This is a genomic window from Burkholderia sp. PR2 (genome assembly GCF_052372875.1).
Classification (GTDB): domain Bacteria; phylum Pseudomonadota; class Gammaproteobacteria; order Burkholderiales; family Burkholderiaceae; genus Burkholderia; species Burkholderia diffusa.
In genome coordinates, this window is the sequence record NZ_JBQRWH010000004.1 from 560,368 (window position 1) to 585,581 (window position 25,214).

The 25,214-nt window shown below is 67.5% G+C and carries 24 protein-coding genes; 17 read left to right on the forward strand and 7 right to left on the reverse strand.

Annotated features, from left to right (window positions below):
* Nucleotides 1–95: 95 nt before the first annotated feature.
* From ACT2FV_RS19810 to ACT2FV_RS19820, 3 genes are all read left to right on the forward strand, one after another.
* Entirely contained in the window at nucleotides 96–2,438 is a 2,343-nt protein-coding gene (locus ACT2FV_RS19810) for an NADP-dependent malic enzyme (protein WP_269467503.1), read from the forward strand.
* 379 nt (nucleotides 2,439–2,817) lie between these two features.
* Nucleotides 2,818–3,249, forward strand: a complete 432-nt coding sequence (locus ACT2FV_RS19815) for a ribonuclease (protein ID WP_006760307.1) — start codon at nucleotides 2,818–2,820, stop codon at nucleotides 3,247–3,249.
* A gap of 16 nt (nucleotides 3,250–3,265) precedes the next feature.
* Nucleotides 3,266–3,829: a barstar family protein gene (locus ACT2FV_RS19820; RefSeq protein WP_059608342.1), complete on the forward strand. Its 564-nt coding sequence runs from the start codon at nucleotides 3,266–3,268 to the stop codon at nucleotides 3,827–3,829.
* Here the strand turns inward: ACT2FV_RS19820 and ACT2FV_RS19825 are convergent.
* The 4 genes from ACT2FV_RS19825 to speE all read right to left on the reverse strand — a co-directional run bounded on the left by ACT2FV_RS19825 (nucleotide 3,814) and on the right by speE (nucleotide 6,434).
* Nucleotides 3,814–4,119 (reverse strand): hypothetical protein, encoded by a 306-nt coding sequence (locus tag ACT2FV_RS19825; protein ID WP_444504632.1) that lies wholly within the window; start codon nucleotides 4,117–4,119, stop codon nucleotides 3,814–3,816. The two genes, ACT2FV_RS19820 and ACT2FV_RS19825, sit on opposite strands and share 16 nt — an antisense overlap.
* 50 nt (nucleotides 4,120–4,169) lie before the next feature.
* Entirely contained in the window at nucleotides 4,170–4,937 is a 768-nt protein-coding gene (locus tag ACT2FV_RS19830) for a 16S rRNA (uracil(1498)-N(3))-methyltransferase (RefSeq protein ID WP_124903778.1), read from the reverse strand.
* Nucleotides 4,938–4,954: 17 nt separating this feature from the next.
* A complete protein-coding gene (locus tag ACT2FV_RS19835) occupies nucleotides 4,955–5,371 on the reverse strand; it encodes a VOC family protein (protein WP_444504633.1) in 417 nt (138 codons plus the stop codon).
* A 205-nt stretch (nucleotides 5,372–5,576) separates the two neighbouring features.
* On the reverse strand, nucleotides 5,577–6,434 hold the full coding sequence (gene speE, locus ACT2FV_RS19840) for a polyamine aminopropyltransferase (protein ID WP_444504634.1): 858 nt from the start codon (nucleotides 6,432–6,434) through the stop codon (nucleotides 5,577–5,579).
* 216 nt (nucleotides 6,435–6,650) lie between these two features.
* On the opposite strand from speE, the gene tkt reads away from it, so the two are divergent.
* Entirely contained in the window at nucleotides 6,651–8,723 is a 2,073-nt protein-coding gene (gene tkt / locus ACT2FV_RS19845; RefSeq protein WP_174910555.1) for a transketolase, read from the forward strand.
* 86 nt (nucleotides 8,724–8,809) lie between these two features.
* The gene (gene gap / locus ACT2FV_RS19850; RefSeq protein WP_006485712.1) at nucleotides 8,810–9,820 is read left to right on the forward strand and encodes a type I glyceraldehyde-3-phosphate dehydrogenase; all 1,011 of its coding nucleotides are present in this window, start codon (nucleotides 8,810–8,812) and stop codon (nucleotides 9,818–9,820) included.
* 77 nt (nucleotides 9,821–9,897) lie between these two features.
* Here gap and ACT2FV_RS19855 read toward each other — a convergent pair whose 3' ends face one another.
* Nucleotides 9,898–10,788, reverse strand: a complete 891-nt coding sequence (locus ACT2FV_RS19855; protein ID WP_444504635.1) for a LysR family transcriptional regulator — start codon at nucleotides 10,786–10,788, stop codon at nucleotides 9,898–9,900.
* A 149-nt stretch (nucleotides 10,789–10,937) separates the two neighbouring features.
* Between ACT2FV_RS19855 and ACT2FV_RS19860 the strand changes: the two genes are divergently transcribed.
* Both ACT2FV_RS19860 and ACT2FV_RS19865 read left to right on the forward strand, forming a co-directional pair.
* A complete protein-coding gene (locus tag ACT2FV_RS19860) occupies nucleotides 10,938–11,711 on the forward strand; it encodes an SDR family NAD(P)-dependent oxidoreductase (protein ID WP_059608222.1) in 774 nt (257 codons plus the stop codon).
* Nucleotides 11,712–11,720: 9 nt separating this feature from the next.
* Complete coding sequence (locus ACT2FV_RS19865; protein ID WP_444504636.1) at nucleotides 11,721–12,779, forward strand: L-idonate 5-dehydrogenase; 1,059 nt, start codon at nucleotides 11,721–11,723, stop codon at nucleotides 12,777–12,779.
* Nucleotides 12,780–13,027: 248 nt separating this feature from the next.
* Here the strand turns inward: ACT2FV_RS19865 and ACT2FV_RS19870 are convergent, their stop codons facing one another.
* Nucleotides 13,028–13,750: a FadR/GntR family transcriptional regulator gene (locus ACT2FV_RS19870; RefSeq protein WP_174919958.1), complete on the reverse strand. Its 723-nt coding sequence runs from the start codon at nucleotides 13,748–13,750 to the stop codon at nucleotides 13,028–13,030.
* Between the two features lie 188 nt (nucleotides 13,751–13,938).
* Between ACT2FV_RS19870 and ACT2FV_RS19875 the strand changes: the two genes are divergently transcribed.
* The 3 genes from ACT2FV_RS19875 (at nucleotide 13,939) to ACT2FV_RS19885 (ending at nucleotide 16,905) form a co-directional block, all read left to right on the forward strand.
* Nucleotides 13,939–15,258: a C4-dicarboxylate transporter DctA gene (locus ACT2FV_RS19875; RefSeq protein ID WP_444504637.1), complete on the forward strand. Its 1,320-nt coding sequence runs from the start codon at nucleotides 13,939–13,941 to the stop codon at nucleotides 15,256–15,258.
* Nucleotides 15,259–15,359: 101 nt separating this feature from the next.
* Nucleotides 15,360–16,367 (forward strand): allantoicase, encoded by a 1,008-nt coding sequence (gene alc, locus ACT2FV_RS19880; RefSeq protein WP_151051289.1) that lies wholly within the window; start codon nucleotides 15,360–15,362, stop codon nucleotides 16,365–16,367.
* A 13-nt stretch (nucleotides 16,368–16,380) separates the two neighbouring features.
* On the forward strand, nucleotides 16,381–16,905 hold the full coding sequence (locus ACT2FV_RS19885; RefSeq protein ID WP_151051287.1) for an ureidoglycolate lyase: 525 nt from the start codon (nucleotides 16,381–16,383) through the stop codon (nucleotides 16,903–16,905).
* Between the two features lie 196 nt (nucleotides 16,906–17,101).
* On the opposite strand, the gene fur is transcribed toward ACT2FV_RS19885, so the two are convergent.
* Nucleotides 17,102–17,530, reverse strand: a complete 429-nt coding sequence (fur, locus tag ACT2FV_RS19890) for a ferric iron uptake transcriptional regulator (RefSeq protein ID WP_011350926.1) — start codon at nucleotides 17,528–17,530, stop codon at nucleotides 17,102–17,104.
* A 142-nt stretch (nucleotides 17,531–17,672) separates the two neighbouring features.
* Between fur and ACT2FV_RS19895 the strand changes: the two genes are divergently transcribed.
* The 7 genes from ACT2FV_RS19895 (at nucleotide 17,673) to holA (ending at nucleotide 25,078) form a co-directional block, all read left to right on the forward strand.
* Nucleotides 17,673–18,470: an outer membrane protein assembly factor BamE gene (locus ACT2FV_RS19895; protein ID WP_059608228.1), complete on the forward strand. Its 798-nt coding sequence runs from the start codon at nucleotides 17,673–17,675 to the stop codon at nucleotides 18,468–18,470.
* Between the two features lie 65 nt (nucleotides 18,471–18,535).
* A complete protein-coding gene (gene dapB / locus ACT2FV_RS19900) occupies nucleotides 18,536–19,333 on the forward strand; it encodes a 4-hydroxy-tetrahydrodipicolinate reductase (protein ID WP_151052657.1) in 798 nt (265 codons plus the stop codon).
* A 19-nt stretch (nucleotides 19,334–19,352) separates the two neighbouring features.
* A complete protein-coding gene (locus ACT2FV_RS19905) occupies nucleotides 19,353–20,021 on the forward strand; it encodes a MotA/TolQ/ExbB proton channel family protein (protein WP_059682572.1) in 669 nt (222 codons plus the stop codon).
* A 24-nt stretch (nucleotides 20,022–20,045) separates the two neighbouring features.
* On the forward strand, nucleotides 20,046–20,501 hold the full coding sequence (locus ACT2FV_RS19910; protein ID WP_124903760.1) for an ExbD/TolR family protein: 456 nt from the start codon (nucleotides 20,046–20,048) through the stop codon (nucleotides 20,499–20,501).
* Between the two features lie 279 nt (nucleotides 20,502–20,780).
* Nucleotides 20,781–23,375, forward strand: a complete 2,595-nt coding sequence (gene leuS, locus ACT2FV_RS19915; protein ID WP_444504638.1) for a leucine--tRNA ligase — start codon at nucleotides 20,781–20,783, stop codon at nucleotides 23,373–23,375.
* A gap of 38 nt (nucleotides 23,376–23,413) precedes the next feature.
* On the forward strand, nucleotides 23,414–23,965 hold the full coding sequence (locus ACT2FV_RS19920; protein WP_059608233.1) for an LPS-assembly lipoprotein LptE: 552 nt from the start codon (nucleotides 23,414–23,416) through the stop codon (nucleotides 23,963–23,965).
* A gap of 18 nt (nucleotides 23,966–23,983) precedes the next feature.
* Nucleotides 23,984–25,078, forward strand: a complete 1,095-nt coding sequence (holA, locus tag ACT2FV_RS19925; protein WP_059608234.1) for a DNA polymerase III subunit delta — start codon at nucleotides 23,984–23,986, stop codon at nucleotides 25,076–25,078.
* Nucleotides 25,079–25,214: the final 136 nt, after the last annotated feature.

The window sequence follows — 25,214 nt, forward strand, 5'->3', positions numbered from 1 at the left end:
GCAGCGAACGGCGCCGTTCCTGCACCGTTCAGTACATTTTTGTCGCGGCTGTCGCACCCGAATCGCCGGTCTGGGGGCCTTCGATTGGCGCTACAATGCCGTCGAACAGTTATTCTAATCCGCCCGTCAAGAGACACATGTCGACCCAAGCCTCCTCCAAAGCCAAGCTCCGCGAAGCCGCACTCGACTATCACGAATTCCCGACGCCGGGGAAAATCGCGATCGCCCCGACCAAGCAGATGATCAACCAGCGCGACCTCGCGCTCGCGTATTCGCCGGGTGTCGCCTACGCGTGCGAGGAGATCGTCGAGAACCCGCTGAACGCCGCGCGCTTCACCGCGCGCAGCAACCTGGTCGGCGTCGTCACGAACGGCACCGCGGTGCTCGGGCTCGGCAACATCGGCCCGCTCGCGTCGAAGCCGGTGATGGAAGGCAAGGCCGTACTGTTCAAGAAGTTCGCCGGCATCGACGTGTTCGACATCGAGCTGAACGAGTCGGACCCGCACAAGCTGGTCGACGTGATCGCCGCGCTGGAGCCGACCTTCGGCGGGATCAACCTGGAAGACATCAAGGCGCCGGATTGCTTCATCGTCGAGCGCGAAGCGCGCAAGCGGATGAAGATCCCGGTGTTCCACGACGACCAGCACGGCACCGCGATCGTCGTGGCCGCGGCCGTCACGAACGGCCTCAAGGTCGTCGGCAAGGACATCAAGAAGGTGAAGCTCGTCGCGTCCGGCGCGGGTGCGGCCGCGCTGGCGTGCCTGGACCTGCTGGTCGACATCGGCCTGCCGCTCGAGAACATCACCGTGACCGACCTGGCCGGCGTGGTCTACAAGGGCCGCACCGAGCTGATGGATCCGGACAAGGAGCGTTTCGCCCGCGAAACCGACGCCCGCACGCTGGCCGAGGTGATCGACGGCGCGGACATCTTCCTCGGCCTGTCGGCCGCCGGCGTGCTGAAGCCGGAGATGGTGAAGGGCATGGCCGAGCGCCCGCTGATCCTCGCGCTCGCGAACCCGACGCCGGAAATCCTGCCGGAAGCGGCGCTCGAAGTGCGCCCCGACGCGATCCTCGCGACCGGCCGCACCGACTATCCGAACCAGGTCAACAACGTCCTGTGCTTCCCGTTCATCTTCCGCGGCGCGCTCGACGTCGGCGCGACGACGATCACGCGTGAAATGGAGATCGCGGCCGTCAACGCGATCGCCGAACTCGCGCAGCACGAGCAGAGCGACATCGTCGCGACCGCGTACGGGATCCAGGACCTGTCGTTCGGACCCGAATACCTGATTCCGAAGCCGTTCGATCCGCGCCTGATCGTCAAGATCGCGCCGGCCGTCGCGCAGGCCGCGATGGACGGTGGCGTCGCGACGCGCCCGATCGAGGACATGGAGGCGTACCGCGTTCACCTCCAGCAGTTCGTGTACCACAGCGGCACGACGATGAAGCCGATCTTCCAGCTCGCGCGCAGCGCGCCGGCGGAGAAGAAGCGCGTCGTGTTCGCGGAAGGCGAGGAAGAGCGCGTGCTGCGCGCCGTCCAGATCATCGTCGACGAGAAGCTCGCGACGCCGATCCTGATCGGCCGTCCGTCGGTGATCGAGCACCGTATCCAGCGCTACGGCCTGCGCCTCACGCCGGGCACCGACTTCACGGTCGTCAACACCGAACACGACGAGCGCTACCGCGACTTCTGGCAGACGTACTACAAGATGATGGCGCGCAAGGGCATCAGCGAGCAGCTGGCCCGTGTCGAGATGCGCCGCCGCACGACGCTGATCGGCTCGATGCTGGTGAAGAAGGGCGAAGCGGACGGGATGATCTGCGGCACGATCAGCACCACCCACCGCCATCTTCACTTCATCGACCAGGTGATCGGCAAGCGCCCTGGCTGCAGCGTGTACGCGGCGATGAACGGCCTCGTGCTGCCGGGCCGCCAGATCTTCCTGGTCGACACGCACGTGAACGTCGATCCGACCCCGGAGCAACTTGCCGAGATCACGATCATGGCCGCGGAAGAAGTGCGCCGGTTCGGCATCGAGCCGAAGGTCGCGCTGCTGTCGCACTCGAATTTCGGCACGAGCAACGCGCCTTCGGCGCAGAAGATGCGCGATACGCTCGCGATCCTGCAGGAACGTGCGCCGGAGTTGAAGGTCGACGGCGAAATGCATGGCGACGTCGCGCTCGACGCGGCGCTGCGCAAGGAAATCCTGCCCGAATCGACGCTGGAAGGCGATGCGAACCTGCTGATCCTGCCGAACATCGATGCCGCGAACATCGCGTACAACCTGCTGAAGACGGCCGCCGGCAACAACATCGCTATCGGGCCGATCCTGCTGGGCGCAGCCCAGCCGGTGCACGTGCTGACCGAATCGGCGACCGTTCGCCGCATCGTCAACATGGCGGCGCTGCTGGTCGCCGACGTGAACGCCGCACGCTGAGTCGGAACGAACCGCGCGGCAACGGTCGAACCGGTGCCGCGCGCCGGGCGAAATTGTAAACAAAAGCAAAAAGAGGCGTGCCCGCAAAGGGCACGCCGTCGGGCAGGGCGCAAACGCGCTTCCCGCAAGCAGCAGCAGCATCTCTCCACTCCGGGTAGCGAGCGTGGCAAGGAGGCAGGGTCTTGCCATACGAGAGATGCCGCCGGTATTTTATCTCATGTAAGATATATGTAGTCTTGTTTCGGTAAAAAATGCACGATTCCGGGCGGCGCCAGCCTTTCGATTCCCAAACGAACATTGATTCGCGCGGACAATAGCGCTACGCTAACGCCTTTGGTTGGTCGTCAACTACTTGATTTAACAGCGGGAACCCTGGTTCATGGCACGCAAGTGGCTCCGCAACGGCGCGCTCGCGTCCGTCTTCGCGATGTTCGCGATGGGTATCGTCGGTACGCCGACGGGCAGTCTGGTTTCCGCCGCTTACGCACGGCAGGCCGTTTCGGCCGACCTGGCCGTCGGCGGGGTCGATACGATCCCGACCGCCCGTCTGCCGCGCGAGGCCGTGACCACGCTTGGCCTGATCGGCGCCGGTGGCCCCTATCCGTACGAGAAAGACGGCGTCGTCTTCGGCAACCGCGAGCGGATCCTGCCGAAGGCGAAGCGCGGCTACTACCACGAGTACACGGTGCCGACGCCGCGCGCACGCAATCGCGGCGCGCGCCGGATCGTCTGCGGCGGGCCATTGCGCCGGATCGACAACTGTTATTACACGGACGACCACTACAACAGTTTTAAACGTATTGTTGAATGACTTCGGGATGAACGGCATGAGCGACTCCATCTACGCGCACGATACGGCGGCGGCGGAACTGTTCGCGGCCGGCGACGGCAATCTGTTTCAGCGCGTGATGCAACTCCACGCGGCGGCACAGGCCGGCGGCGGCCCGGAGCAACAGGAAGCCGAGCCCGGGCTTTCATCGAACGAGGAGCCTATGAGCCTTTTCACGACCGTGCGACCCAATCTCGTGCAGTCGATCCGCGCGTTCCGCGTGCAGGATCTTGCCGACGAAGCCAGCCGGCTCGGCCAGCATTTCCTGTATGCATATTGCGGCGCCGCGCAGTCGAAGCAGGAAGTGATGGAGACGATCGCGACGTCGTTCCTGTTTCCGAAGCATTTCGGGAAGAACTACGATGCGCTGTACGACTGCCTGACCGACCTCGTCGCGAAGGCCGGCGCGCAGCCCGGTTTCGTGATCGTCCTGGAAGGGCTGCCGATCGCGCAGAAATTCGACAAGGAAGGGCGCGAGACACTGCTCGACGTGTTCCGCGAAGCCGCCGAATTCTGGGCCGAGCGCAAGGTCGCGTTCCGCGTGTTCTATTCGTTCGCGTAAAGCGCGAATCTGTCGGCCGCCTGAACGCGGCCGATCCGGCAAAAGGCCCGCCTCGCGCGGGCTTTTTTGCGTCCGCGCGACGCATGCAGGACGAAGGTGCCGGATGCGTCGCCGGTGACGCGCGCGATGACGGGCACGATCGATCTTGACAGCCTCGATGTCGACTGGGCAACCGGCAGCGTGCAACACGTGCTGACGCCGGTGCCCGACGCATTGTCCAACCTGATGCCGCACCGCTCGTCGAGCGGCAAGTCGCAGCAAGCCGCAAGATCGAAACGCGCCGCGTTCAAGTGGCGACCCCGCGTGCCGGGGCGCCGTGGGTCGCGGCACGTCGGGTTCGTCACCAGCCGCCCCAGCGCGCGGCCAGCGCCGCGAGCACAGCCGCGCCGGCCGTCTCGGTGCGCAGCACGCGCGGGCCGAGCGACAATGCGGTGAACCCGTGTGCGCGTGCCGCATTTTCCTCGTCCGGCGACAGCCCGCCTTCGGGGCCTATCAGCAGCGTGACTGCCGCCGCGGGCGGTGCGTCGGGCAGCGACGCGAACGGGATGCTCGCGCGCGGCGACAGCAGCAGCCGCAGTTCGCCGTCGGACGGCGCGGCCGGCAGCGTGTCGAGCCAAGCGCCGAAGCCGCGTACCGGCGCGACGTCGGGCACGCGGTTGCGCCCGCATTGTTCGCACGACGCGCGCACGACGCCGCGCCAGTGCGCAACGCGCTTGTCCGCGCGCTCCCCCGACAGTTTCACGACGCCGCGCGCGGTCGACAGCGGCACGACCGCCGCGACGCCGAGCTCGACGGCCTTCTCGATCACCCAGTCCATCTTGTCGCCGCCGGCGATGCCTTGCGCGAGCGTCACGCGATAGGGCGGCTCGGCCTCGGACGGGTCGAACGCTTCGATCTGCGCGAGCGCGCTGCGCTTGTCGATCTCGACGAGCCGCGCGCGGTACTGGCCGCCGCTGCCGTCGAACAGCGCCAGCGCGTCGCCGGGCTGCAGCCGCAGCACTTGCGCGTGACGCGCGACGTCGGCCGGCAACGCGAGCGTCGCGTCGGTGCGCAGCGCCGCCTCGACGAAAAAGCGCGGCACGGCCGCGGTGGTGGTGGCTTCACTCATGCGTATCGCGGCTCCGTTCATGCGCTCAGGCGGCGCGCGAGCGCCCAGCGATAGCCGTCGAGATCCTCGATCTGCGCGAAGCGGTCGCCCCAGAATTGGTCTTGCGGTGCGGTCAGCGATTTCGCGCCCGCATCGAGCGCGCGCTGCCAGGTCGCGTCGACGTCGTCGACATACAGGTAAAACGACTGCGGGGCGGTTGCGCCCGCACTCTTCGGCGTGAGCGCGGTGGAGCCGAACGCGCCTTCGGGCGCGAACATCACGATCAGTTGCCCGCGGTAGGTCATCTCCACGTGCATGATCGCGCCGTCCTCGTCGAGGACGGCGCGCAACTCGAAGCCGAATGCGGCCTGGAAGAACTCGATGGCCGCATGCGCATTGCGCACGGCCAGGTAAGGCGTCAACCAAGGCACGTTGGCCGGACGTGGATCGGTCATGAAATCTCCTGTCGAACGGTGTTGGCGCTTGAGCGGTTACTCCGGTCCCATGTTTTGCAGTCCAACGGGTATTGGCGCGCGGGCGCCCGGTGCGGTGCCGCGGATACGCCGGCTGCCCGCGTGCATCGTTCCGCGCCCGCGCGTCGCGGGTCGAGCGCGGGAGAAAGCGCGGCCAGCCCGCAGAACGATGCGTCCGCCCGGAAGCTCAGCGGCGAACGCCCAGTGTATCGCGCAGCGCGCGTGGCAGGGCAAAGAGGGCTGCATGGAGTCGCGCATCGTAGTAGCGCAGTCCCTGCACGCGGCGCGCGGCGAGACGCTCGTCGATGTCGTGCGCGAACAGCGCGGCCGCATCGAGCGTGTCGCTCGCGATCGCCATCAGCCATTGGGATCCGTACAGCGGCACGTGCGCGGACAACGGATCGACGACCGCGAAGCTCGCGCGCAGGTCGGCGAGCAGCGTGGCGATGCGCGCCGCGTGGAACACCGGCGAGCCGAGATGCATCGAGATCGCGCCGCACGGCGTGAGGATCCGCTTGAGTCGCGCGTAGAACTCGCGCGTATAGAGGCCCGCCGCCGGCGAATCGGGTGGCGTGAGGTCGAACACGACGAGGTCGAAATGCTCGACGGTCGACGTGACGAAACGCGCGGCGTCGCCGATCACGACCTCGACGCGCGGGTCGTCGAGCGCGCCCTGATGCACGTCGTCGAAATAGCGGCGCGCCATGCCGACCACCTCGTCGTCGAGTTCCGCGACGACGATCCGCTCGATGCACGCGTGCTTGAGCAGTTGACGCGCCGCGCCGCCATCGCCGCCGCCGAGCACGAGCGCCTTGCGCGGGCACGGATGCGCGAGCGCGGCCGGGTGCGTCATGCACTCGTGGTACACGTATTCGTCGCCGACCGACGTCATCGGCCGTCCGTCCAGCGTGAAGAGGCGGCCGAGCTGCGGGGTGTCCCAGACTTCGATGTGCTGGTGCGGCGACGCGACGTGCGCGAGCCGGCGTGCGTTCGGGAAGCCGTACGCAGCGTCGGGCGTGGGATGGAAGAGAAGGGTCGTGTTCACGGGCGGGCCGCTCGGGGCGGGCAGTTCCGACGCCTGAATTATAGGAGGCGTGCGGTTCCGCGGAAAAGCGTGCCGGAACACCGCGCGCCGACAAGGGAAATGTCAGCCCATCTGTTAAAATGACGAGCTTTGCAGCCCCGTCCGTAGGCTCCGTCCGCTTCGCGTCCGTCAGGCGCCGCACCGCGCGCCGGGAACGATTGACGCTCGAGCTTCCGGATGCCGCCGTGCCCCCGTTTCCTCGACTCGTTCTCCGGACTCGACATGACGACTTCGTCTCCCGCCTCTACCACCCTGATGGCCAACGCGATCCGTGCGCTCGCGATGGACGCCGTCCAGCAAGCGAACTCCGGCCACCCCGGCATGCCGATGGGCATGGCCGAAATCGGCGTTGCGCTCTGGTCGCGCCACCTGAAGCACAACCCGACGAACCCGCACTGGGCAGACCGCGACCGCTTCGTGCTGTCGAACGGCCATGGCTCGATGCTGCTTTACGCGCTGCTGCACCTGACCGGCTACGACCTGCCGATGGAAGAACTGAAGAACTTCCGCCAGCTGCATTCGAAGACGCCGGGCCATCCGGAATACGGCATCACCCCGGGCGTCGAGACGACCACCGGCCCGCTCGGCCAGGGTCTCGCGAACGCGGTCGGCATGGCGCTCGGCGAAGCGCTGATGGCCGACGAGTTCAACCGTGACGGCGCGAAGATCGTCGATCACCACACGTACGTATTCCTCGGCGACGGCTGCCTGATGGAAGGCATCTCGCACGAAGCCTGCTCGCTCGCGGGCACGCTGAAGCTGAACAAGCTGATCGCGCTGTACGACGACAACGGCATCTCGATCGACGGCGACGTCGTCAACTGGTTCCACGACGACACCCCGAAGCGTTTCGAGGCCTACGGCTGGAACGTGATCCCGAACGTGAACGGCCATGACGTCGACGCGGTCGACGCGGCGATCGCGAAGGCGAAGCTGTCGGACAAGCCGACGCTGATCTGCTGCAAGACGGTGATCGGCAAGGGCGCGGCGACCAAGGCCGGCGGCCACGACGTGCATGGCGCTGCGCTCGGCGCGGAAGAAATCGCGAAGACGCGCGAAGCGCTCGGCTGGAAGTGGGAGCCGTTCGTGATTCCGCAGGAAGTCTATGCGGCATGGGACGCGAAGGAAGCCGGCAAGCGTGCCGAGTCCGACTGGGACGCGACGTTCGCGCAATATCGCGCGAAATTCCCGGCAGAAGCCGCTGAATTCGAACGCCGGATGGCCAACAAGCTGCCGGCCGACTGGGCCGAGAAGGCCGCGGCGATCATCGCCGGCGCGAACGAGCGCGCCGAGACGGTCGCGACCCGCAAGGCATCGCAGCAGGCGATCGAAGGGCTGGCTGCCGCACTGCCGGAACTGCTCGGCGGCTCGGCCGACCTGACCGGCTCGAACCTGACCAACTGGAAGGCATCGAAGGCGGTCCGCGCGAATCCGGAAGGCGCGGGCGTCGTGCTGGGCAACCACATCAACTACGGCGTGCGCGAATTCGGCATGAGCGCCGCGATCAACGGCCTCGCGCTGCACGGCGGCCACAAGCCGTTCGGCGGCACGTTCCTGACGTTCTCAGACTACAGCCGCAACGCGCTGCGCGTCGCCGCGCTGATGAAGGTCCCGTCGATCTTCGTGTTCACGCATGATTCGATCGGCCTCGGCGAAGACGGCCCGACGCACCAGTCGATCGAGCACGTGTCGAGCCTGCGCCTGATCCCGAACCACGACGTATGGCGTCCGGCCGACACGGTCGAGACGGCCGTCGCATGGACCCACGCGGTTGCCGCAGACCGTCCGTCGAGCCTGATCTTCAGCCGCCAGAACCTCGCGTTCAACCCGCGCACGGATTCGCAGATCGCGAACATCGAGAAGGGCGGCTACGTGCTGAAGGACTGGGACGAAGAGATCGTCGCGCGCAAGATCATCCTGATCGCGACGGGCTCGGAAGTCGAACTCGCGATGAAGGCCGTGGAGCCGCTCGCGCAGCAGGGCATCGCAGCCCGCGTCGTGTCGATGCCGTCGACCAACGTGTTTGACCGCCAGGACGCCGAATACCGCGAACGCGTGCTGCCGCACGGCGTGCGCCGCGTCGCGATCGAAGCGGGCGTGACCGCGTTCTGGCACAAGTACGTCGGCCTCGAAGGCGGCGTCGTCGGGATCGACACGTTCGGCGAATCGGCCCCGGCCGGCGTGCTGTTCAAGTACTTCGGCTTCACTGTCGAGCACGTCGTCGAGACCGCGAAGGCCGTGCTGGCCTAAAACCATTCGCGACGCGCGCTGCCCCCGCGCGCGTCGCACCGTGAAGCTGCACGAAACGAATTTTTTCAGCCATCAGGAGATAGACCATGACGATTCGCGTCGCAATCAACGGCTACGGCCGTATCGGCCGCAACACGCTGCGCGCGTTTTATGAAAACGGCAAGAAGCACGATCTCGAGATCGTCGCGATCAACGACCTGGGCGATGCGAAGACCAACGCGCACCTGACCCAGTACGACACCGCGCACGGCAAGTTCCCGGGCGAAGTGTCGGTCGACGGCGACTACCTCGTCGTGAACGGCGACAAGATCCGCGTGCTGGCGAACCGCAACCCGGCCGAACTGCCGTGGGGCGAGCTGGGCGTCGACGTCGTGATGGAATGCACGGGCTTCTTCACGACGAAGGAAAAGGCGAGCGCGCACCTGAAGGGCGGCGCGAAGAAGGTGATCATCTCGGCGCCGGGCGGCAAGGACGTCGACGCGACGATCGTCTACGGCGTGAACCACGACGTGCTGAAGGCCGAGCACACCGTCATCTCGAACGCATCGTGCACGACGAACTGCCTCGCGCCGCTCGTCAAGCCGCTGAACGACAAGATCGGCCTCGAAACCGGCCTGATGACGACGATCCACGCGTACACGAACGACCAGGTGCTGACGGACGTGTACCACGAAGACCTGCGCCGCGCGCGTTCGGCCACCCACAGCCAGATCCCGACGAAGACGGGCGCTGCGTCCGCCGTCGGCCTCGTGCTGCCGGAACTGAACGGCAAGCTCGACGGCTACGCGATCCGCGTCCCGACGATCAACGTGTCGATCGTCGACCTGTCGTTCATCGCGAAGCGTGACACGACGGTCGAGGAAGTCAACGCGATCATGAAGGAAGCATCGGAAGGCGCGCTGAAGGGTATCCTCGGCTACAACGACGCGCCGCTGGTGTCGATCGACTTCAACCACAACCCGGCTTCGTCGACGTTCGACGCGACGCTGACCAAGGTGTCGGGCCGCCTCGTCAAGGTGTCGAGCTGGTACGACAACGAGTGGGGTTTCTCGAACCGCATGCTGGATACGGCAGTCGCATTCGCGAACGCGAAGTAATTCCGCACGTCGCGCGGCCGCCGCAAGGCGGCCGGCGTGGCGAACGAGCCCGGCCCGGTTTTTCCGGCCGGGCTTTTTTATTGCCCGGCGTTCGCCGTCACATGTTCGAGCGCGTCGACGAACGCGCGCTTCAGCGGGCTGTCGAGGTCGGTCCACGCGAGCCCGATGCCGGTCCGGTGCCCGGCCATGTCGAGCGGCCGCGCGAGCACGTTCGGCGGCAACGCGCTCGCGGCTTCCGCCGGCATCAGCCCGATCCCCATCCCGGCCGCGACGAGCGCGAGCATCGTCGTGAATTCCCCGAACTCCTGCGCGATCTCGAGCGTCGTGCCGGCGCGGCTCAGCGCGAGCAGCATGTCGTCGTGAAAGCCGGGCGCGTAGCGGCGCGCGAGCACGAACGCGGGCTGTCCGCGCAACGCGGCCGGCGTGATCGTCTCGTGCGCGGCGAGCGGATGGTCGAGCGGCAGCGCGACGACGAAGCCTTCCTCGAGCACCACGCGTGTGTCGATTCCCGCATACGCGGCCGGCAGCCGGATCATTCCGAAATCGATGCGCCGGTCGCGCAGTGCGGCGATCTGGTCGGGCGTCGGCAGATCCTTCAATTCGAGCGCGATCAGCGGATAGCGCTCGCGCATCGTGCGCAGCACGGCCGGCAGCAGCGCGGGCAGCACGGACGACACGAACGCGATGCGCAGCGTGCCGATCTCGCCGCGGCTCGACAGCCGCGCCATCTGCTCCGCACGCGCGGCTTGCTGCAGCGTCGCCCGCGCCTCGGGCAGGAACACGCGTCCGGTATCGCTGAGTTCGACCTTGTGGCGATCGCGCTCGAACAGGCGTGCCCCCAGATCTTCCTCGAGCGCCTTGATCTGCATGCTCAGCGCGGACTGCACGATGAACAGGCGCTGCGCGGCGCGCCCGAAATGCAGCTCTTCAGCGAGCGTGACGAAGGCGCGCAATTGCTTGAATTCCATGGTGGGCGGGCGGCAGCGGATGGTGATCGGATTTCATGATAACCGGATCAAAAAAGACCATTGGCGCGGCCCCGGCCGAGCGCCGAAGATACGCTCATCGCGAGACCGGCCGCGACCGGCGGTCGGCTCGATGGCACGAGGAGACATGCATGAGCAACGCGCTTGACCGGTTCCGGCTGGACGGCCGCCGCGCACTGATCACGGGTTCCGGACGCGGGATCGGGCTGACACTCGCCCGCGGGCTCGCGGAAGCCGGCGCGGCGATCGTGATCAACGACCGTAATGAGGAGAAGGCCGCGACGCTCGCGCACCATTTCCGCGAGGAAGGTTTCGCGGCCGATTACGCGGTGTTCGACGTCGCCGAGCATGCGCAGGTGCGTGCGGCGATCGACGATTTCGAGGCGCGCGTCGGCGCGATCGACATCCTCGTGAACAACGCGGGCATCCAGCGCCGCGCGCCGCTCGATGCATTCGAGCCGGACGACTGGCACGCGCTGATGCGCGTGAATCTCGACGGCGTGTTCAACGTCGCGCAGGCGGTGGCGCGCCACATGATCGCGCGCGGCCGCGGCAAGATCATCAACATCTGCTCGGTGCAGAGCGAGCTTGCGCGGCCGACGATCGCGCCGTATGCGGCGACGAAGGGCGCGGTGCGGATGCTCACGAAAGGGATGTGCGCCGACTGGGCGCGTCACGGCATCCAGGCGAACGGCCTCGCGCCAGGCTATTTCGAGACGGAGCTGAACCGCGCGCTGGTCGACGACGCGGCGTTCTCCGAATGGCTCTGCAAGCGCACGCCGGCCGGCCGCTGGGGACGCGTCGACGAGCTGTGCGGCGCTGCGATCTTCCTGGCATCGGCCGCATCCGATTTCGTGAACGGCCAGACGCTGTTCGTCGACGGCGGCCTGACCAGCGCCGTATAGGAGAACGTCATGCGTATGCGTTGCATGTGTCTCGTGATCCACGGTCCGAACGACCTGCGGCTCGAAGAGCAGGACGCGGGCGAGATCGGCCCGGGCCAGGTGCGCGTCGATGTCGCAATGGGCGGCATCTGCGGCTCCGACCTCCATTACTTCCGGCACGGCGGCTTCGGCGCGATCCGGCTGCAGCAGCCGATGGTACTCGGCCATGAAGTGGCCGGCACGGTGGCGGCCGTTGCGCCGGACGTGACGTCGGTGACGGTCGGCGATCGTGTCGCGGTGAACCCGAGCCGCCCGTGCGGCGCGTGCCGCTACTGCCTGGAAGGGCTCCCGAACCAGTGTCTCGACATGCGCTTCTATGGCAGCGCGATGCGCATGCCGCACGTGCAGGGCGCATTTCGCAACGCGCTCGTGTGCGATGCCGCGCAGTGCGTGAAGGTGGCGGACCATGTGCCGCTGTCACTCGCGGCGCTCGCCGAGCCGTTCGCGGTCGGGCTTCATGCGGTGTCGCGCGCGGGTCCGCTGATCGGCCGCCGGGTGCTCGTGTCGGGGTGCGGGCCCATCGGCGTGCTGGCGGTCGCGGCGGCGCGCGTGCATGGGGCGGCGGAGATCGTCGCGACCGACGTGGTCGATGCGCCGCTCGAGGTTGCCTGCGCGCTCGGCGCGGATCACGCGATCAACGCGTCGACGGACACCGGCTGGGTCGCGCGCTACGGTGCCGACAAGGGGACGTTCGACGTGATGATCGAGTGTTCGGGCAACGGGCGCGCATTGCGCGACGGCCTCGACGTGATGCGGCCGCGCGGCGTCGTCGTGCAGCTCGGGCTCGGCGGCGATGTCAGCCTGCCGCAGAACGTCGTGGTCGCGAAGGAGCTGTCGATCTGCGGTTCATTCCGCTTCCATGCGGAATTCGCGCTCGCGGTGCAGCTGATCAATGCGCAGCGCGTCGACTTGCGCCCGGCCGTGACGGGCGTGTTCCCGATGCGCGACGCGAACCGCGCGTTCGAGCTGGCCGGTGACCGGCAGCGTGCGATGAAGGTGCTGATCGATTTCACGCACGAGGGGGCATGATCGCCTGCTGATGGCGCGACGGCGCGCATGCAGAAAAGGCACGCCCGCGATTTGCGGAGCGCGCCTGTTTCATTGGCCGGCGCGAAAGCGGGCGACTGCGTGACTTGCCGCGCGGTGCAGCTCACCGAATTCGGCGAGGCCTATGCGCGTCACGCGCGCGCTCGCGTATCGCGATCCTTCGGGAGGATGACCGGCACGACCGGAGAATGGGCTGCCGCGGCGGCCGGGATCGCCGGCCGACGGCGGCGTCAGGTGCCCGGCGTCGGGAAGAAGATGCCCGCGCGTTGCGCGGCGTTCTCGATGTGCGTCTCGATCGCCGTACCGGCCGCGGCCGCATCGCGGGCGATCAGTGCGTCGACGATCGCGCGGTGCTCGTGCCACGTCGACAGCAGCAGCTCGCGCCGGTAGAACGGCATGCGCTGGCTTTCCTTCATGATGTCCGCGCTGCTGCGTAGCACCGACTCGATCGCCGCGTTGCCCGCGAGATGGATGATCCGCATGTGGAAGTCGAAGTCGAGCCGCGACGCTTCGTCGAGTGCGCTGTCGGTCAGCGCGACGTGCAGGTCGGCGAGGTTGTCCTCGAACCATGCGATGTCGTCGTCGGTGACGACGTGCGCGGCCATCCGCGCGGCGAATCCTTCGAGCGCATAGCGCATCTGGTACGTGTCGGGCGGCGACGACTGCTCGGCGAATTGCCACGGATGGGCGGCCGTCGCCTGGGCGCTTTCGACATACACGCCCTTGCCGGCGCGAATGCGCAGCATCCCGAGCGCCTCGAGCGTGGAGAGCGCCTCGCGCAGCGACGCGCGGCTGATCTCCAGCTCCTCGGAGAGCTGGCGCTGGGCCGGCAGCAGGCTGCCGACCGGATACACGCCTGCCTCGATCCGGTCGCGGATCGTCGCGATGGCGGCGTCGGTCACGGTGTGCGGAACGTTTTTCATGATGTGAACGATGGCCGGTCTGACCGGCATTGTAATCCGCCTGCGCGCGGTGCATGACCGGCCTACGGGAAAGTCACGATCCGCCCCTGCATGGGCGGGAAATCCCTATTTTATTCGGCCTTGACGCGACTATATCGGCTTCCTACTATCCACCATAACATCACTGGTCTTACCAGTATGAACAGACGAAACTGCAACCGTTGGATCGGGAGAGCGCCGTGTCGAAATTCCTCAATTCGCTGTTTGGCCGGGTAGTCGCCGCATTAATCCTGGGGGTCGCGCTCGGCGCGTTCTTCCCGCATTTCGCCGAGTCGCTGCGACCGCTCGGCGACGGCTTCCTGAAGCTCATCAAGATGGTCATCGGCCCGATCGTGTTCTGCGTCGTGGTCAGCGGGATGGCCAATGCGGGCGACCTGAAGAAGGTCGGCCGGGTCGGCCTGAAGGCGGTCGTCTACTTCGAGGTGATGACGACGATCGCGCTCGGCATCGGACTCGTCCTCGCGTGGCTGACGCGCCCGGGCGTCGGGATGAACATCGACCTGCACTCGCTCGACGCGGCCTCGCTCTCGTCGTACGCGAAGAACGCCGAAAGCCTGAAGGACACGGCCGGCTACCTGATGAAGATCATCCCCGAGACCGCGATCGACGCGTTCGCGAAGGGCGACATCCTGCAGATCCTCGTGTTCGCGGTGCTGTTCGGCTCGGCGCTGTCGCTGCTCGGCGACAAGGCGCAGCGCGTGAACAGCCTGATCGAGGAGCTGTCGCACGTGTTCTTCCGCATCATCGGCTTCATCATCAAGCTCGCGCCGCTCGGCGTGCTCGGCGCGATCGCGTTCACGACCGGCAAGTACGGCGTCACGTCGCTCAAGCAGCTCGGCTACCTCGTCGCGGTGTTCTACCTGAGCTGCATCGTGTTCGTCACGGTCGTGCTCGGCATCGTGATGCGCATCGCGGGCTTCTCGGTGTTCAAGCTGATCCGCTACCTGCGCGAGGAACTGTCGATCGTGCTCGGCACGGCGTCGTCGGACGCGGTGCTGCCGCAGGTGATGAGCAAGCTCGAATACATGGGCATCAAGGATTCGACGGTCGGCCTGGTGATCCCGACCGGCTATTCGTTCAACCTCGACGGCTTCTCGATCTACCTGACGCTCGCCGTGCTGTTCATCGCGCAGGCCACCAATACGCCGCTGTCCACGCATGACCTGATCGTCGTGCTGCTGGTATCGCTCGTCACGTCGAAGGGCGCGCACGGGATTCCGGGTTCGGCGATCGTGATCCTCGCGGCGACGCTGTCGGCGATTCCTGCGATTCCGGTCCTCGGCCTCGTGCTGATCCTGCCGGTCGACTGGTTCGTCGGCATCGCCCGCGCGCTGACCAACCTGATCGGCAACTGCGTCGCGACGGTGGTCGTCGCCGTGTGGGAGAACGACATCGACCGGGCCCGCGCGACGCGCGTGCTGAACCGCGAACTGCGCTACGTGGCCGATGAACAGGCGAGCGCCGCACCGGTCGCCGGCGACCAGGCCCACGCGCTCTGAGCGCCCTCGCGCGAAGCGGCTTCCCCGGCCGCTTCGCGCGAACGAATTCCCTGCGGCCGGCGCCACGACGCGCCGGCCCTCATCAAGATAATGGAGACGACATGGCAGCCCCCATCCTCGATCCGAACGCGCCGGCCTTCACGCGGCGCTACATGAACCTCGCCGACCCGCGCCTGGGTGCACAGGCGCTTTTCGCCAGCGACGAATTCTTCGCGCCGAAGGAGCGCATGCTGAATCCCGAGCCGGCCGTCTTCATTCCCGGCAAGTACGACGACCACGGCAAGTGGATGGACGGCTGGGAAACGCGCCGCAAGCGCACCACCGGCCACGACTTCTGCGTGGTCCGGCTCGCGCGGCCGGGCGTGATTCACGGCGTCGATCTCGATACGAGCCACTTCACCGGCAATTTCCCGCCGGCGGCGTCGATCGAGGCATGCGCGGTGGACGGGGACACGCCGCCGGACGACGCCGAATGGCGCACGATCGTCCCAGCGACGACGCTGCAGGGCAATTCGCACCACTACGTGAGCGTTGACGATGCGCAGCCGGTCACGCACCTGCGCGTGAACTTGTATCCGGACGGCGGGCTCGCGCGGCTGCGCGTGTACGGCCAGCCGCAGCGCGACTGGCGCCACGTGCCGGCCGGCGAGCTCGTCGATCTCGCGGCGATCGAGAACGGCGGCTACCTGGTGGCCGCGAACAACCAGCACTTCGGCGCGGCCTCGCAGATGCTGATGCCGGGGCGCGGCGCGAACATGGGCGACGGCTGGGAAACGCGGCGCCGCCGCGAGCCCGGCAACGACTGGGCGATCGTCGCGCTGGCGCGGCCGGGCATCATCCGGCGCGTCGAGGTCGATACGGCGTTCTTCAAGGGCAACTTCCCCGACCGCTGTTCGCTGCAGGCCGCGCGGGTCGTGGGTGGCACCGACGATTCGCTCGTCACGCAGTCGATGTTCTGGGCCGAGCTGCTCGGCGAGCAGAAGCTGCAGATGGACCACGTGCATACGTTCGACCAGCTCGCGGCACTCGGCCCCGTCACGCACGTGCGTTTCAACATCTTCCCGGACGGCGGCGTGTCGCGCCTGCGTCTGTGGGGCGAGCCGGCTTGAAGGAGGCATCGGCATGAGCGGACCACACATCCTGCGCGTCGAGCGCCTGACCCGCGAGGCGTTTGCGCCGTTCGGCGACGTGATCGCGCTCGAAGGCGCGCGGCACTTCCCGATCAACGGCGGCACGACCGAGCGCTTCCACGATCTCGCGACGATCGACGTCTGCGCGGACGGCGGTCGGCCGCTCGTCAGCGTGTTTCGCGCGCAGCCGCGCGCGCTGCCGGTCGCGATCACGCTGATGGAGCGCCATCCTCACGGCAGCCAGGCGTTCATTCCGCTCGCGGCCGTGTCGCGCTACGCGATCGTCGTCGCGCCGGCCGGCGAGTTCCGGCCCGACGCGATGCGCGCGTTTCTCGCCGAAGGCTGGCAGGGCGTGAACTACGCGAAGGGCGTCTGGCACCATCCGCTGCTTGCGCTCGACGCGGTCAGCGACTTCGTGATCGTCGACCGCGGCGGCCCGCAGCCGAACTGCGACGAGATTCCGCTCGACGGCGCGTGGGCGCTCGAGTTCGCGCCGGCGTGCGCGAGCGCGGCCTGACGCGCGGCGAAGGTGGCATCGGGCGTCGAGCATCGCGCACCGTGCGGCGGCGGCATGGCTCGCCGCTCACAATTGGAAACTTTCCCGAACCGGCCCGCGCGCAACGTGCGGGCCTTTTCCATTCCGATCCCGAAAACAACACGGCCCGGGCGGCGAGATGCCGGCCGGGCCGTGGCGCAGGCGTGATGCGTGCGGATCAGTGCTTGCGGTGCGGGCAGTTCTCGGTCGTGCAGGAGCCGTACATCGCGAGCGAGTGTTCCTGGAGCCGGAAGCCGCGTTCCTTCGCGATCGCCTGCTGGCGGCCTTCGATCTCGGCATCGAAGAATTCCTCGACGCGGCCGCAATCGAGGCAGACGAGGTGATCGTGGTGCGAGCCTTCGTTCAGTTCGAACACGGCCTTGCCGGATTCGAAGTTGCTGCGCGTGAGCAGGCCGGCCTGCTCGAACTGCGTCAGCACGCGATAAACGGTGGCGAGCCCGATGTCGAGCTGCTCGTTGAGCAGATTGCGGTAGACGTCTTCGGCCGTCAGGTGACGCACCGGGCTTTGCTGGAAGATCTCGAGAATCTTGAGGCGCGGTAGGGTGGCCTTTAGCCCGATATTCTTGAGATCCGTCGGATTGGTCATGGCTAGGCATCCCTAGAGTACAATGCAGGGCTTCAATGTTACCGGCTTTTCGCCGTTCCAGAAACACGCGCGGCCCGCGACGCGGGCCTGCGCGGTGACGGAAATGTTCCCGGAATCTCTTTCGCACCTTCAGAGGAGTCGCATGCGGAGTGCCATCATCGCTGCCGCCGCCGTTGCCGCGCTGGCTGGTTGTTCGTCGTACGACAGCGTGACGCAGCGCATCGCGCAGAGCATCACGCCCTATCGGATCACTGTCGTGCAGGGCAACTTCGTGTCGCAGGAGAAGGCCGCGCAGCTGCAGGCCGGAATGACGCGCGAGCAGGTCCGCGCGCTGCTCGGCACGCCGCTGCTGTCGGACATGTTTCATGCCGACCGCTGGGATTACCTCTTTTACTTCAAGCGCGGCTCGACGTCGATCGTCCAGCAGCGCGACCTCGTGCTGACGTTCTCGGGCGATCGCCTCGCGAGCTGGACGGGTGCCGAGAACCTGCCTTCCGAACTCGACCTGCTGGCCGATATCGACGGCGATCGCGGCGGCAAGAAGGCGAAGGCCGCGGCCGCGGCGAAGAAGGCGTCCGAAGCCGCTGCTGCCGCGAGCGCCGCGCAGGCGGCCGCGACCGCATCCGCCGAGCCGGTTTCCGGCGTGGCGGTCGACCAGGATGCCAACGCCCAGGCGGCGCGCGCGGCGAACCGCGCGACCAACCAGGTATCGGGGCAGGGCACGACCGCCCGCCGCTTCACGCCGTCCGCGCAGGCTTCGGGCGGCGCGCCGGTGCCGGGCGGCCAGCCGCCGGGCGCCGCGCCGGCGATCCAGCCGCAATTCCAGTTCCATCGCCCGCCGCAGCCGAACGTGTCGAGCGAGGCGTCGCCGCCGGTCGGCCCGCGGGGTTCGGACAACCTGCAAAACCAGCCGCTCACCGCGCCGGCCCAGTCGCAGTAAGCGGCCGGCGAGCGGAAACAGGGCGGCATGTGCCGCCCGCCTTTAGACCTGTCGTGTAGAAAGCCATGAAGATTGCGATTGCCGGTGCATCGGGCCGTATGGGCCGGATGCTGATCGAAGCCGTTCTCAACGATTCCGACGCGCAGCTCGTCGGCGCGCTCGACCGCGCCGATTCGCCGTTCCTCGGTCAGGACGCGGGCGCGTTCCTCGGCAAGGAAACCGGGATCAAGCTGACCAACGACCTCGACGCCGTATTCGCGCAGGCCGACTACCTGATCGACTTCACGCGGCCGGAAGGCACGATCGCGCACGTCGCGGCCGCGCTGCGCCACGACGTGAAGCTCGTGATCGGCACGACCGGCTTCACCGCCGAGCAGAAGGCCGAGCTGCAGGCCGCGGCAGGCAAGATCGGCATCGTGTTCGCGGCGAACATGAGCGTCGGCGTGAACGTCACGCTGAAGCTGCTCGAATTCGCGGCAAAGCATTTCTCGCACGGCTACGACATCGAGATCATCGAGGCGCACCACCGTCACAAGGTCGACGCGCCGTCGGGCACCGCGCTGATGATGGGCGAGGCCGTTGCCGGCGCGCTCGGGCGCTCGCTCGACGAATGCGCGGTGTACGGCCGCCAGGGCGTGACGGGCGAACGCGATCCGTCGACGATCGGCTTTGCGGCCGTGCGCGGCGGCGACATCGTCGGCGATCACACCGTGCTGTTCGCCGGGATCGGCGAACGGATCGAGATCACGCACAAGTCGTCGAGCCGCGTATCGTACGCGCAGGGCGCGCTGCGTGCGGTCCGCTTCCTGTCGGCGCGCGGCGCCGGCCTGTTCGACATGCAGGACGTGCTCGGCCTGCGCTGACCCTCACGGGGAAACTCCGATGGCGATTCCCACCGGCGTTGTCCACTACCTCGAAAGCGGCGATGCGATCACGCACGCCGTCGCCTACGTGCTGCTGGCGATGTCCGTCGCCAGCTGGTGCTTCCTCCTCATGAAAGCCTGGCTGCTGGTCCGCGCGAAGCGCCAGGGGCCGCGGGCGCTCGCCTCTTTCTGGCGCGCGGCGTCGCTCGACGCGGGCATCGCCGCGCTCGCCGGTGCCGATCGCGAGCGCGTGTTCGTACCGCTCGCCGAAGCGGCGCGCGATGCGGCCGACGAACATGATCCGGCCGCGCTCGCCGCGCGTGTCGAGCGCAGCGAACGCGTGCTGCGCGCGCTGCGTCACGCGATGCTGCGCTCGCAGCGCCGTCTCGAATTCGGTCAGGTGCTGCTCGCGTCGATCGGCAGCACCGCGCCGTTCGTCGGCCTGCTCGGCACCGTATGGGGCATCTATCACGCGCTCGGCAGCATCGCCGCGAGCGGGCAGGCGCAGATCGAGAACGTCGCGGGGCCGGTCGGCGAGGCGCTGATCATGACCGCGTTCGGGCTGGTCGTCGCGATCCCCGCAGTGCTCGCCTACAACATTCTCGGGCGGCTCGTGCGCCAGCTCGCCGAGGAACTCGACGGCTTCGCGCGCGACCTGCATGTGTTCGTGTGCGCGCAGGAAGCCTGACGCGCGCATTCCGGAGGAGCGACCATGGCATTCGGCGGACTGGAGCACCACAAGACGTCCGCGCCGATGGCGGAGATCAACATGACGCCGCTGATCGACGTGATGCTCGTGCTGCTCGTCATCTTCATCATCACCGCGCCGCTGATGACGCACGCGATCCGGCTCGACCTGCCGAAGGTCGCGGCCAGCGTCGCGCGCGACACGCCGCAGTCGGTCACGCTGTCGATCGACGACGCCGGCAAACTCTACTGGGACGACGCGCCCGTCGCACTCGACGCGCTGCCGGCGCGCTTCCGGGCCGCCGCCGCGGGCGCCGCGCCGCCCGAGCTGCGGCTGCGCGCATCGCGCGCGACCCGCTACGAGGTGATCGCGCAGGTGATGGGCGCCGCGCAGGCCGCGGGCCTCACGCGGATCGGCTTCGTCACCGACGTGCCGCCGACGGGCGCCGCCGCACCGGCGGCCACGGGCGCGGCACGCTGACGCGCAGCCCGCTCGCGCGCCGGGGCGGGCAAGAATGCATGGCCAGCCCGCGAGACCGGCCGTCCCGCCCGCCACGGACGGTATAATCGTCGTTTCCGCCCGGTTGGCAGGGTTTCGCCGGGTAACCTGGAGACCCTCCGGGTTACCCGGCGAATATCCGGAACCATGAGGCAGGCCCGAGAACCGTGAGCCTGCTCCCGCCGCCGGGCTGCCCGATTTCGTCCACTTCCGCGTGCCCGCCTCGTGGCGCGCCGCTTAAAGCCTAGTCCGAACCACACCATGCACGAGAGATACGTACCCGCCGACGTCGAAGCCGCCGCCCAGGGCGACTGGCGCGCAGCCGATGCCTACAAGACGAAGGAAGATTCGCAGAAGCCGAAGTTCTACTGCGTGTCGATGCTGCCGTACCCGTCCGGCAAGCTGCACATGGGTCACGTGCGCAACTACACGATCAACGACGTGATGTACCGCTATCTGCGGATGAACGGCTACAACACGCTGATGCCGATGGGCTGGGATGCGTTCGGGATGCCGGCCGAGAACGCCGCGATGGCGAACGGCGTGCCGCCCGCGAAGTGGACCTACGACAACATCGACTACATGAAGGGCCAGATGCAGTCGATGGGCCTCGCGATCGACTGGTCGCGCGAGATCGCGACGTGCAAGCCCGACTACTACAAATGGAACCAGTGGCTGTTCCTGAAGATGCTCGAGAAGGGCATCGCGTACAAGAAGACGGGCACCGTGAACTGGGACCCGGTCGACCAGACCGTGCTCGCAAACGAGCAGGTGATCGACGGCCGCGGCTGGCGCTCGGGCGCGCTCGTCGAAAAGCGCGAGATTCCGATGTACTACCTGCGGATCACGCAGTACGCGGATGAGCTGCTGAACGATCTCGACGGCCTCGGCTGGCCCGAGCGCGTGAAGATCATGCAGCAGAACTGGATCGGCAAGAGTTTCGGCGTGAACTTCGGCTTCCCGTACGAACTCGACGGCGAGAAGAAGCTGCTGCGCGTGTTCACGACGCGTGCCGACACGATCATGGGCGTCACGTTCTGCGCGATCGCGGCCGAGCATCCGCTCGCCACGCGCCTTGCGCAGGGCAAGCCGGAACTGCAGGCGTTCATCGACGAATGCAAGCGCGGCGGCGTCGCCGAGGCCGACGTCGCGACGATGGAGAAGAAGGGCGTCGCGACGGGCTTCTCGGTCACGCATCCGCTGACGGGCGAACCGGTCGAGGTGTGGATCGGCAACTACGTGCTGATGAGCTACGGCGAAGGCGCGGTGATGGGCGTGCCGGCACACGACGAGCGCGACTTCGCGTTCGCGAAGAAATACGACCTGCCGATCAAGCAGGTGATCGCGGCCAAAGGCCAGACGTACTCGCTCGACGCATGGCAGGAGTGGTACGGCGACAAGGAAGTCGCGGTCTGCGTCAACAGCGGCAAGTACGACGGCCTGGCATATGGCGCGGCGGTCGATGCGATCGCGGCCGACCTGAAGGCCGGCGGCTTCGGCGACAAGCAGGTCACGTGGCGCCTGCGCGACTGGGGCGTGTCGCGCCAGCGCTACTGGGGCACGCCGATCCCGATCATCCATTGCCCGTCGTGCGGCGACGTGCCGGTGCCGGAGCAGGACCTGCCGGTCGTACTGCCGGAAGACCTCGTGCCGGACGGCTCGGGCAACCCGCTCGCGAAGTCGGAAGCGTTCCTGAACTGCACGTGCCCGAAGTGCGGCGCGGCCGCGAAGCGCGAAACCGACACGATGGACACGTTCGTCGATTCGTCGTGGTACTTCTCGCGCTACACGGCGCCGGACGCCGAGACGATGGTCGACGCGCGCACCGATTACTGGATGCCGATGGATCAGTACATCGGCGGCATCGAGCATGCGATCCTGCACCTGCTGTATTCGCGCTTCTGGACCAAGGTGATGCGCGATCTCGGCCTCGTGAAGTTCGGCGAGCCGGCGAAGAACCTGCTGACGCAGGGCATGGTGCTGAACGAGACGTTCTACCGCGAAGACGCGGCGGGCAAGAAGACCTGGTACAACCCGGCCGACGTGACGGTCACGCACGACGACAAGGGCCGCCCGGTCGGCGCGACGCTGAACACCGACGGCCAGCCGGTCGTGCTCGGCGGCATCGAGAAGATGTCGAAGTCGAAGAACAACGGCGTCGATCCGCAGGTGCTGATCGACCAGTACGGCGCCGATACCGCGCGCCTGTTCACGATGTTCGCCGCACCGCCCGAGCAGCAGCTCGAGTGGTCGGGCGCGGGCGTCGAAGGCGCGAGCCGCTTCCTGCGCCGCGTGTGGAGCTTCGGCGCGACGAATCGTGAAGCGCTCGCCGCGCGTGCGGGCTTCGACGCGGCCGCGCTCGGCGACGCCGACAAGGCACTGCGCCGCGAGATCTACAGCGTGCTGAAGCAGGCTGATTTCGACTACCAGCGTCTGCAATACAACACGGTCGTGTCGGCCGCGATGAAGATGCTGAACGCGATCGACGGCGCGAAGGGCGCGACGCCCGGCGTGCTGCGCGAAACGTACGGCGTGCTGCTGCGCGTGCTGTATCCGGTCGTGCCGCACGTCACGTTCGAGCTGTGGAAGGCGCTCGGCTACGCGGACGAATTCGGCCCGCTGCTCGATGCACCGTGGCCGAAGGTCGACGAGGCCGCGCTCGAGCAGGCCGAGATCGAACTCGTGCTGCAGGTGAACGGCAAGGTGCGCGGCGCGTTGAAGGTCGCGAAGGACTCGAGCCGCGAGGCGATCGAAGCCGCGGCGGTGGCCGACGACGCGTTCGCGAAGTTCAGCGACGGCAAGCCGGCGAAGAAGATCGTCGTCGTGCCGGGCCGCCTCGTGAACATCGTCGTCTGACGGCCGCCGGCCGTCTGACGTACCCAGAAGGAGCGAAGGTGATCCGCAGATCGTTTTTGATGCTCGTCGGCAGCGCGGTCGCGCTGTCGGCATGCGGCTTCCAGCTGCGCGGCCAGCAGGACTATGCGTTCAAGCACCTGCTGGTGGCCGGCGCGCCCGCGCCCGTCGAGGCGCGGCTGACGCGTCTCGTCGAGGCCGGCAGCGACACGAAGATCGTCAAGTCGGCGGACGACGCCGACGCCGTGCTGCGCATGTGGGAGTCGCGGGGGCAGAACACGCTGACGCTCAACAAGTATGGGTCGGCGCAGGAATACGCGCTGTTCTATACGCTGAACTACACGCTGACGAGCAAGGACGGCACTGTGCTGATCCCGCCGAGCGCGATCGCGCTGAACCGCGCGATGACGTACAGCGACCAGTACACGAACGCGAAGGCGCAGGAAGCCGACATCCTGTACGCGGACATGCAGAACGACGCGGTCGACCAGCTGATGCGGCGTCTCGCGATCGTCCACTCGCTGACGCCGGCGCCGGAGGACGTGGTGCCGGGCGTCGCGCCGGGCGCGCCCCTGCCGCCACCGCCGCTCTGATCGACGGCGCACGCACCGATGCAATTGCGACTTGATGCGCTGGAGCCGCACCTCGCGAAGGGGATGGCCGGACTCTACACCGTCTACGGCGACGAGCCGCTGCTCGCGCAGGAAGCGTGCGACCGCATTCGTGCGGCTGCGCGCGCGGCCGGCTTCACCGAACGTTCGGTGCACACGGTCGAGCGCGGCTTCGACTGGAGCGTGCTGCTCGGCGCGACCCAGGCGATGTCGCTGTTCGGCGAGCGTCAGCTGATCGAGTTGCGCATTCCGTCGGGCAAGCCCGGCAAGGAAGGCGCCGACGCGCTCAAGACGCTCGCGGCCACGCCCAATCCCGACGCGCTGATGCTCGTCACGTTGCCGCGTCTCGATGCGGCCACGCAGAAATCCGCGTGGTTTACCGCGCTGCAGAACGGCGGCGTCGCGCTGAAGATCGATCCGGTCGACCGCGCGCAACTGCCGAACTGGATCGGCCAGCGTCTGTCGATGCAGGGCCAGCGCGTCGCGGCCGGCGACGATGGCCGGCGCGCGCTGCAGTTCATCGCGGAGCGCGTCGAGGGCAACCTGCTCGCCGCGCACCAGGAAATCCAGAAGCTTGGGCTGCTCTATCCGCAGGGCGTGCTGTCGTTCGAGCAGGTGCACGACGCGGTGTTGAACGTCGCGCGCTACGACGTCTTCAAGCTGAATGAGGCGATGCTCGCGGGCGACGCAGCACGGCTCGCGCGGATGATCGACGGGTTGAAGGGCGAGGGCGAGGCGATCGTGCTCGTGATGTGGGCCGTCGTCGAGGAATTGCGCACGCTGTTGCGGATCAAGCGCGGGGCGACGGCCGGCAAGCCGCTCGCCACGCTGCTGCGCGAGAACCGCGTATGGGGGCCGCGCGAACGGCTGATCGGCCCCGCGCTGAACCGCGTGTCGGAAGCGGTTCTCGAGAAGGCGCTCGCGTTCGCCGCGAAGCTCGACCGGCAGGTGAAGGGGCTGTCGGCCGTCGCACCGGGCCGCCGCACGCAGGACGATCCACCGCCCGATCCGTGGGACGGCCTGTTCCAGCTCGCGATGACGGTAGCGGGCGCGCGCGGCGAGCGACCGCCGACCGCGGGTCGCGTGCGTCGTTAAGCCCCGTCCGGGCCTTCAGCGCACGCATCGCAACCCGCTTACAATGTTCCGATAGCTGGCGCGGCCCGCTTGCCGCCGCGCTCCACGCTTCCCACGAATTCACGCCGCGCCAAGCGGCTCGCTTTTCGAGTCACAC